This window comes from Chromatiales bacterium 21-64-14 (assembly GCA_002255365.1).
GTDB lineage: Bacteria > Pseudomonadota > Gammaproteobacteria > 21-64-14 > 21-64-14 > 21-64-14.
The window spans coordinates 1-7,440 of sequence record NCBI01000070.1 but is presented as its reverse complement, the minus strand read 5'-3'; the positions used below and the strand labels follow the sequence as shown (position 1 = coordinate 7,440).

The following is a 7,440-nucleotide window of genomic DNA, read 5'->3' as shown; positions in this document are numbered from 1 at the left end:
ACCAGTTCTCTTGCATGCGTGCCGTCACCACTACCCCGGCGGAACGGTCGGGTGCGAATCTCGCTCGCTTCCCCAACCGCAGCGGCCTTCCTCGTTATTATGGCGAGTCGGCTTCCGCATTGGAGTTTTCGGGGCCTGCACGGTGTTCACTTCCGTTACGGCCCGCGTGCTGCGCTTCCCTCCTTACAGAGGGGTTTTCTTGAAGTGCTTCAGGCCATTCGTCGCCTCCTGGCCCGCTCCAAGTGCTTCCGGCCGGAGCGAGAGTGGCCGGGTGGGGATCACACCCACGGAACTTGTGCACCTTCGGCAAGGCACACACAACAATATCTCAGAACGAGTGTTGAAGAAGGCGATCTTGCATCGGAAAAATGCCTTGTTCTATCGAACCCTCGCCGGCGCCCACGTCGGTGACGTGTTCATGAGCCTGATCCACACCGCCGAGCTCAATCACATCGCTGCGTTCGACTATCTGGTGGCCCTACAGCGTCACGGTGACGAGGTCGCCGCACACCCCAGCGCCTGGATGCCCTGGAACTACCAGACCACGCTCGCCTCGCAAAACCCCGGTCCTGACCCCCCCGATTAGCCGATCCGCGCGGTCGCCGAGCGCTTTACGCACCCCTGCCGGAAGGACACGATCTTGATCACCGCAGACGCTGGCGGGAGCAATGGCTGGCGACTGCGGTTGTGGAAGTTGGAGTTGCAGAAATTCGCGGATCAAACCGGGCTGCGCATTTCGGTGTGCCATTTCCCGCCCGGCACGAGCAAATGGAACAAGATTGAGCACCGCCTCTTCTCCTTTATATCATCCAACTGGCGCGGCAAGCCCTTGCGTGACTATGAGACGATCGTCAATCTCATCGCCAGAACGACCACCGCGAAGGGCCTGACCGTCACGTGTAGACTGGACCGCCGGAAATATCCGACAGGGCGCAAAGTGAGCAATGCCGAGTGAAGCACGTCAAATTGACACGCAACAAGTTTCATGGCGAATGGAACTACGTCATACAGCCAAGAACGAAGTAGTTGTTACCTTTATTAATTAACGGGCCACTTACCCTAAAGTGGCCCCGATTAGGTGAGAATCAGAGGGTCAAAACTGGCCCCGATTGGGTGAGACGGAACAATTTGAGCTGCCACTAGGCCAATTCGCATACTGATTTTCGAGAATACGAATCAATTTCCATCAATAGTCGATTGTGACAACGATCGTGTCGCTATAGGCACCGGCATTGACGAACTGGCTTGGCGGCACACTGCCATAGATCGTTTGTTCAGCATTGCCAAACACCAGTAGCCCAGGATAGCTCCGTGTTTCCGTATCGCCAGTGCCATCGCCCCAGACCGTGACATGAGAAGCGGATGTGTAGAGATTGTAGTCCAGCGTCGAAGCCCCGGACGCCATCCGCCTCGGATAGAAATGATTGGCATTGCCCATGGAAAGGCTGACGGTAAAAGCTGGCAGGACATCTAATCCCAGTGCGCAGGCGACGGTCACGGTTCCTTCGGCGTCATCGCGTGTCGATGTCTGCGCATCGTAGTTCCCAAAATTCACACCGGTCACGGACACGGTGAGCGGGCTTAGTGCTGTACCGCAAGTGACAGCCGCGGCAGGACTTGCCGCGCCAAACGCGAAAACTCCGGCCACGATCAGGCGGGCCGCCAGCCGGCGGTAGATATTACGGCGCATGGTCATCATCGGCCTCGACGCGGCAGGTGACGGGCGGCAAGCGCGGAATTTCGTCAGTCTCGGATTGTGTCGGCGGCACGATCTTGAACCGGCACCAGTGTGTTTCCAAGGCGATCCTGGCCGACAGCGGCACGGTGAGATTTTCGATGAAAAGCTGGCCACCATGCCCGATGACCAGCGATTGTTTGCGTCCGTCGATCCGCACCTCTGTCCCGGCCATGGGGAACGACCCATCTTCCAGCCGCACGGTGACAAGCGCGGCATGCACATCCGTCGGCGAGAAGTCCACCGCGACGCCGCTGTGGCGGCGCGGCACGACGATACGATCTGGATCCGTTACCACAACACTCATCGGATAGTCCCGTGGTTCCACAGAGAGGCGATTTTCCTCATAGGCATTGAGATCGGGCACAAGTGCTTCGCCGTCCGGGCCTGAGCGCGCGATGGGCCGGTTCTCGCGATAGATTTCAACACCCGGTGTGCCGGTCTGCACAAGCGCGAAGGCGTCGTTGCTCGTGTGCGACGCATAAAGCGAACCATCCATGAGGATCAGCGCGCCCGACGCGCCAAGGCGGGCGGCCGTTTGGCCCCTGGCCGTGGCGACGCCGGCGTCCAGCCGTCCGTGGTCTTCGACCCAGGTGGCGTCCGCCTCCGCGGTTTCTGCATTTCCGGCGGAAACCTGGGCGCCGTAGCCCCATCCGCCATCGGGGTTGGCGGGGTGGGTCAGTGACGCCATTGTCGTTGTTGCGCTTGGCTGCCTGGAAACGGAACCCCCGAGATAGGTTCCACCGCCAAGCGGAATGCTGATGAACGCTTCCGCGGAATGGTTGCCACTCTGGACATCGTCAACGCCCGTCACGCCAAGATAAAGACCGCCGCCAAGCGACAGAGAATAAGACGCGGTGGCCAGTTGGGTGTGACCGCTGGCACGATCGCGCACCTCAATCCAGGAAAAGGCTAGTGAACCGTAGGCATCCATTGAAATGCCCATCCCTGCCTGCAAACGCTGGCGCGCTGGCGCGAGCGCATCGATGGAACCGACATCGGCATAATATTCTGACGTCTGCGTGTAAGATGCAAACAGGCTGATGGGGTGGGTTTCGCTTTGCATTGCGGTATATAGGAGGCTGCCGTTATTGCCATTCGCGTAGCTGCGGGCGAGCGATGCCTCGATGAGCCCATAAGGCGGGATCGCCAACACACCCCCACCGCCACCAAGCCAGACCCCTTGCGACGCTTCTATGTGACTCTCAAGGGTGAGAATGTCACTCAGTCCATATCGCACGGTGGCCTCGCCGACGGCATTTGCATAATCGAAGCTGCGCACTCCATAGCCGCGACGCAATGCGCCGAAATCGAACGAATAATCGAACAAGCCGGGCGTCAGAAGCTGCGGAGCGGTATAGTAGGGGACGCTTTGTGTAAATTCCCGGCCGAGTTCGTCGCGCATGACGACATCTGCGGTGCCGCCGCCGGTGACGACCGGCAGGTTGCGGATTGCAAAAGGGCCGGGTTGTACCAGCGTCTCGAGAACCTTCGCCGCGTCGATGAAGACATCCACACTGGTGGGCACTGTCGTCTGTCCGAAGAATTGCGGCAGAGGTTGGGTGACGAGGTTGGGTTCGAGCGAGAAGTCGGTGCCCACATGAAGTCCAGCGAAGCGCACCGGCCGTGACCAAATCAGCCCTCCCGATACCACATCGCCGACGAGCCACTGCCGCAGCGAATCCTGGTCGTCGATTTCAAGCGTGGTGTCGAGACGGGTGAACTGGTTCTGTCCACCACCGGCGGTCCCGAAAGCCGTCCCGGTCAGCGTTCCCCAGGGCGTGAAACCTGTGGTCTGCAGCGACAGGCCAGTCGACGAGGCGCCACCTCGGTCCACCGCCGTGGCGACACTGTCGTAATCGAGAATGAGCCCCGTACCGGCGCTGGCCCGGTGGAATGCGGCTCTGGGCGGCTGCATATCGACGATCTGCGGAACGAGCCGCACGTTTGCCGTTTCGATACGCAGAATTTGATTGGCCTCATCGAGGGTTGCGGTCAGGCGTGGCAGGTTAGATAAATCGACGAGGCCATCGGCGCCAACCTCCCGTGCACGGTAACGGATGCCAATCTCGGTGAGTTCACTCGGCGCAATCAGTAGCTTGCCGTTCTGTTCCGTGGCCTCCGCGACAAGCTTGCGATCGTGGCCGTTGATCCACACCTCTAGCAGCAAATGGCGCGTGGCGCTCGCCAGCTGCGCTCCATATGCTGTTTCCACGCCCACCAGAATGAAGATCAGAGCCAGCGCGATCCCGGCGAGACGCACAGTTGTTCACCGGTGGACAACAACCGCATAGTCGATTTTCGTGCCGGTGCTTTCCTCGACTCCCTGAATATGAAGGTTTGTGCCGGGTGTGACATGGGGTTCGGAAACGGTCCATTCATGCGTTGCACCGGGCAACACATAATAGAAGGATGCGGGCTCGATTGTCGTATCGTGTCCATCGGGCGCGACGACATGAAGACCGGCCAGCTTGACATGTCGGTCGCCGCGATTGCTCACCCGCAGCACCAGATTGCTTCCGGATGTCGTTGCGGTCCAGGCGAGCAGCCTCGGCGTTGTCTGTGCGCCGCCGACAAACACGGGAAGCCGGAATTGCAGCAAAACCCGCACACGTCCTTTCGCCTGCTCGGCCGGGTTGGGCAGTTCGCTCACCACAAGGCGATAGGCCCGTTCTCGGGGTCCTGTCGGCTTGGCCGTCACCCGTATCCGAACGATCTGTTTCTTGCCGGGCCCTAGGCGGATGATCGGCGGGCTGACTTGCAACGTCGTACTCGGCGTGAGCACATCCTTGCCGTCGCTTTGCTGCCAGTGAAACGCCTCGACCTGCGCGACAATCGACTTGTCTCCACGATTTACTGTATTGAGGATGCCGGTGTTGTTAGCACCGAGATGAAGATTAATCGGTGAAACCTCGAGTGAATCCGCGACGGCTGCTTTCAGTGGCGCAATCGCAAAGATCGCCGCCATAGCTACGACGGATAGGCTCGCCTTATCGCGCATGTTGGCCTCCCCTCAATAGGTGAATGTGACATTGATCGTGTCGGAATAGACCCCACTGGGAACGTGCTGGTTGATGGGAATTTGTCCATAGACCGTGTGCGATTGTGCATCACCACTGCCAGTTCCGGGAACGACGGCCGTCGCCAGCGTCCCGTCTCCCCAAATCGTCGAATGGGCTCCACTGGTGTATAGGTGATAATGGAGCGCTTCGGCGCCACTGGTCATTTTGCGGGCGGCGACGGTTGCACCCACTCCGGCGCCCGCATTGAGCGCAATCGTGTAATCCTGTCCTTTAGAACAGGTCACAGATAAGGTGCTTGTTGCGGTGTCATGGCTCGCCTGCGAAGCATCGTAATCGCCGAAATTGAGATCGGTCGACGTTACGGTACACACCGCCAATACATTGGCGTTCACGTTGAATGTGGATGTTGTTGTCGCGGCGACGCTCTTGGAAGAACCCGCAATGAGCAACGCAAGAGCCGCTGCGAGGCACAAAACATTTTCGATGTGAGCGTTTTTTGGCGTCATCTGGCACCTCTCAAGGATTAACCGGTGAGGGGCAGGCAATGAACTCGCTCGGTACTGGGCTACCCAAAATATCAGATATACAAAAATACGCTTATACCACTCTTCGATCAAGACAAATTTGTCATTGAGCTTGAGCCATAGCTAACGAAACCCGTCTGGGATGGGAAAATACGGGGATTTTGATCTGACGAGCGTCTGACGATCAGACGAACCGAGAGTGGCCGACTTGAAAAGGAGCGTGCATGAGAGCAATCAGACGGGCGCGGGTAGCCGAGAACCGTCTGATTTTTCGGGGGTCAGATAGGTGCGGTTCTCCCATCCGTCGTGCACACCAGCACCGTCTTGTCTGCGCGGCACGGCTCGGTGACGAGCATCTTGGGCGTATACGAAAGCGCTTCGAACAGAGGCAACTCGATAAGGCGCGTCATTGAAAAATAACGCCTCTGTTCAATTCCGAGTGGGTACCCATCATGGATAGAATACCGCCAGAGGACCTGATGAGGAGTGGCGGTCATGGCGGAAGCGAAGCTGTTCGAGATGGCCTTGGGGATTGAAGCACCCTGGTATGTGCGGGATATGGCCTTCGACGCCAAGGCCCGGACGTTGACGATTGCCGTGGACTTTACCCCTGGCAGCCGGTTTGGTCATCCCGAGGTGGCCGGAGAACACCCCGTCCATTCGAAGGTGACGCGCATCTAAGCTCCGGCGGCGCTGCCTTTAATGAATGATAACGTCCTTTATATTGCGTGACGGGGTCGAAGTAAAGCGCGCTCCACGGTTTGAATCACGTCGGTTCGAAGAAGTCCTCATCGAGCTTCTTCAAGTGAATAATCTCCTCGTCCCGGCACCCGACGTTATAGCGGATCATCAGACGCCCGAGGTGAGGTCCGTCGATCAAAACAATACGTAACCCCAGTCCACGGGCGGTTTCGGTTGCCGCTGTGCTAAACGTTGAGGTGGTCACGAAGATGCCCTTGTGAGCCCTCTTCAAGCTCAGAGCGCCGTAAAAGTCTCGGATGGCACCTGCAGCGACATTGTTGCCTTCGCCGTAGCGTTTGGCCTGAACATAAATCTGATCGACGCCAAGGGGATCTTGGTCGATTACACCGTCCACGCCGTTATCGCCACTCTGACCAATCGCGCGCCCAGCTTCCTCAGAGGTGCCACCGTAGCCCATGGCGATCAGAAGTTGGACAATCAGCTTCTCGAAAAATGCAGGGGTCCCGTTTCGGACTCGATCCAGCAGCTCGGCGGAAAGCGCCCCGATGATGGCACCATGGGCGCGGCGCAGAGCTTCGTCCGGGGTCGATTCGGTCTCTTCTACCTGCCCCTGCAATGTGGGTGCATTTACTACATCTTCGTCGACTTCCTTGCTCTTGAAGTTTTGGAACTCTTCAAATTGCGCAAGATATGCGTTGTCGATAGTCGCGGTCTTATTAGCCAAGGCGGCGAGCCCTCGGTCGGTAATTTTGTAGCGCCCGCGACCCGTGATCTCGACGAGGCCCCCCTGCTTCAGGTAGCTCTTCGCCCAGTTAACGCGATTGGCAAACCGGGTCTGTTTTCCGCTCGGCAGAATCATGCCGCGCTCTTCGGCGGTTAAGCCGAGCTTATTGGCAAGCAGTTCGACCACGTCGCTGATCCGCGCCTCTCCAGACGAGGCGCATTCGAGAACCGGTCGCATGAGAGTTTGGTAGTCTGGAATCATTGATTGCCCTTCTCCTTCCTCACCCGACGTTCACCGGCATCAACGTCATGGTGTCATTGCCAAAGATATCGATTGCCTTTACCGCAACCGTATACCGCCTCGGACGCTCATACGTGTGCGGAGCTGTCATCAGCTCCAGCGCCCGGTACTGCCGGGTCCGGAACCTCTGCCACTCGTTCTCGAAGTCGCCTTCAGGCGCTCGCGCAGCGACGTTGAGGCGACGGGAATCCTTGAGCAGCGTCCAGCGCATGTCCTTTAAGGCGGGATCGCGCTTCTGCATAGACATAGCGCTCGCACAGGCCCATGACCCGATGCAGGCTCACCCCTGTGAGGCGCGAGACGGCCCTATTGATTCGGCCCTTAAACAGTATAAAGCGGCGTACTTGACGCGTGGATCGCGGAAGTAGGCTTTGACGCGCTCGGGTTCGCTACCGATCACCGCCATGTGTTCTTCCGTGGCGGCACGAAGTT

7 protein-coding genes and 2 pseudogenes are annotated in these 7,440 nt (G+C 58.5%); 3 read left to right on the top strand and 6 right to left on the bottom strand.

The window, feature by feature from the left end; all coding sequences use genetic code 11:
- Positions 1-271 precede the first annotated feature (271 nt).
- Together B7Z66_15460 and B7Z66_15455 are read left to right on the top strand one after the other, a co-directional pair.
- On the top strand, positions 272-586 hold the full coding sequence (locus B7Z66_15460; protein ID OYV74743.1) for a hypothetical protein: 315 nt from the start codon (positions 272-274) through the stop codon (positions 584-586).
- 51 nt (positions 587-637) lie between these two features.
- A pseudogene (locus B7Z66_15455) lies at positions 638-1,026 on the top strand (ISAzo13 family transposase).
- A gap of 160 nt (positions 1,027-1,186) precedes the next feature.
- Here B7Z66_15455 and B7Z66_15450 read toward each other — a convergent pair.
- Genes B7Z66_15450 through B7Z66_15435 form a run of 4 tightly spaced genes read right to left on the bottom strand, consistent with a single transcriptional unit; the run spans position 1,187 to position 5,264 of the window.
- Positions 1,187-1,960, bottom strand: a complete 774-nt coding sequence (locus B7Z66_15450) for a hypothetical protein (GenBank protein ID OYV74742.1) — start codon at positions 1,958-1,960, stop codon at positions 1,187-1,189.
- The gene (locus B7Z66_15445; protein ID OYV74741.1) at positions 1,680-3,998 is read right to left on the bottom strand and encodes a hypothetical protein; all 2,319 of its coding nucleotides are present in this window, start codon (positions 3,996-3,998) and stop codon (positions 1,680-1,682) included. The genes B7Z66_15450 and B7Z66_15445 overlap by 281 nt, the downstream gene beginning before the upstream one ends.
- 6 nt (positions 3,999-4,004) lie before the next feature.
- Positions 4,005-4,736 (bottom strand): hypothetical protein, encoded by a 732-nt coding sequence (locus B7Z66_15440; GenBank protein ID OYV74740.1) that lies wholly within the window; start codon positions 4,734-4,736, stop codon positions 4,005-4,007.
- A 12-nt stretch (positions 4,737-4,748) separates the two neighbouring features.
- Positions 4,749-5,264 (bottom strand): hypothetical protein, encoded by a 516-nt coding sequence (locus B7Z66_15435; protein ID OYV74739.1) that lies wholly within the window; start codon positions 5,262-5,264, stop codon positions 4,749-4,751.
- 513 nt (positions 5,265-5,777) lie between these two features.
- Between B7Z66_15435 and B7Z66_15430 the strand changes: the two genes are divergently transcribed.
- A complete protein-coding gene (locus B7Z66_15430; protein OYV74738.1) occupies positions 5,778-5,963 on the top strand; it encodes a hypothetical protein in 186 nt (61 codons plus the stop codon).
- Between the two features lie 85 nt (positions 5,964-6,048).
- Here the strand turns inward: B7Z66_15430 and B7Z66_15425 are convergent, their stop codons facing one another.
- Together B7Z66_15425 and B7Z66_15420 are read right to left on the bottom strand one after the other, a co-directional pair.
- Complete coding sequence (locus B7Z66_15425; GenBank protein OYV74737.1) at positions 6,049-6,969, bottom strand: restriction endonuclease; 921 nt, start codon at positions 6,967-6,969, stop codon at positions 6,049-6,051.
- 19 nt (positions 6,970-6,988) lie between these two features.
- Positions 6,989-7,153 (bottom strand): annotated as a pseudogene (locus B7Z66_15420) (DNA methyltransferase).
- Between the last annotated feature and the right edge of the window lie 287 nt (positions 7,154-7,440).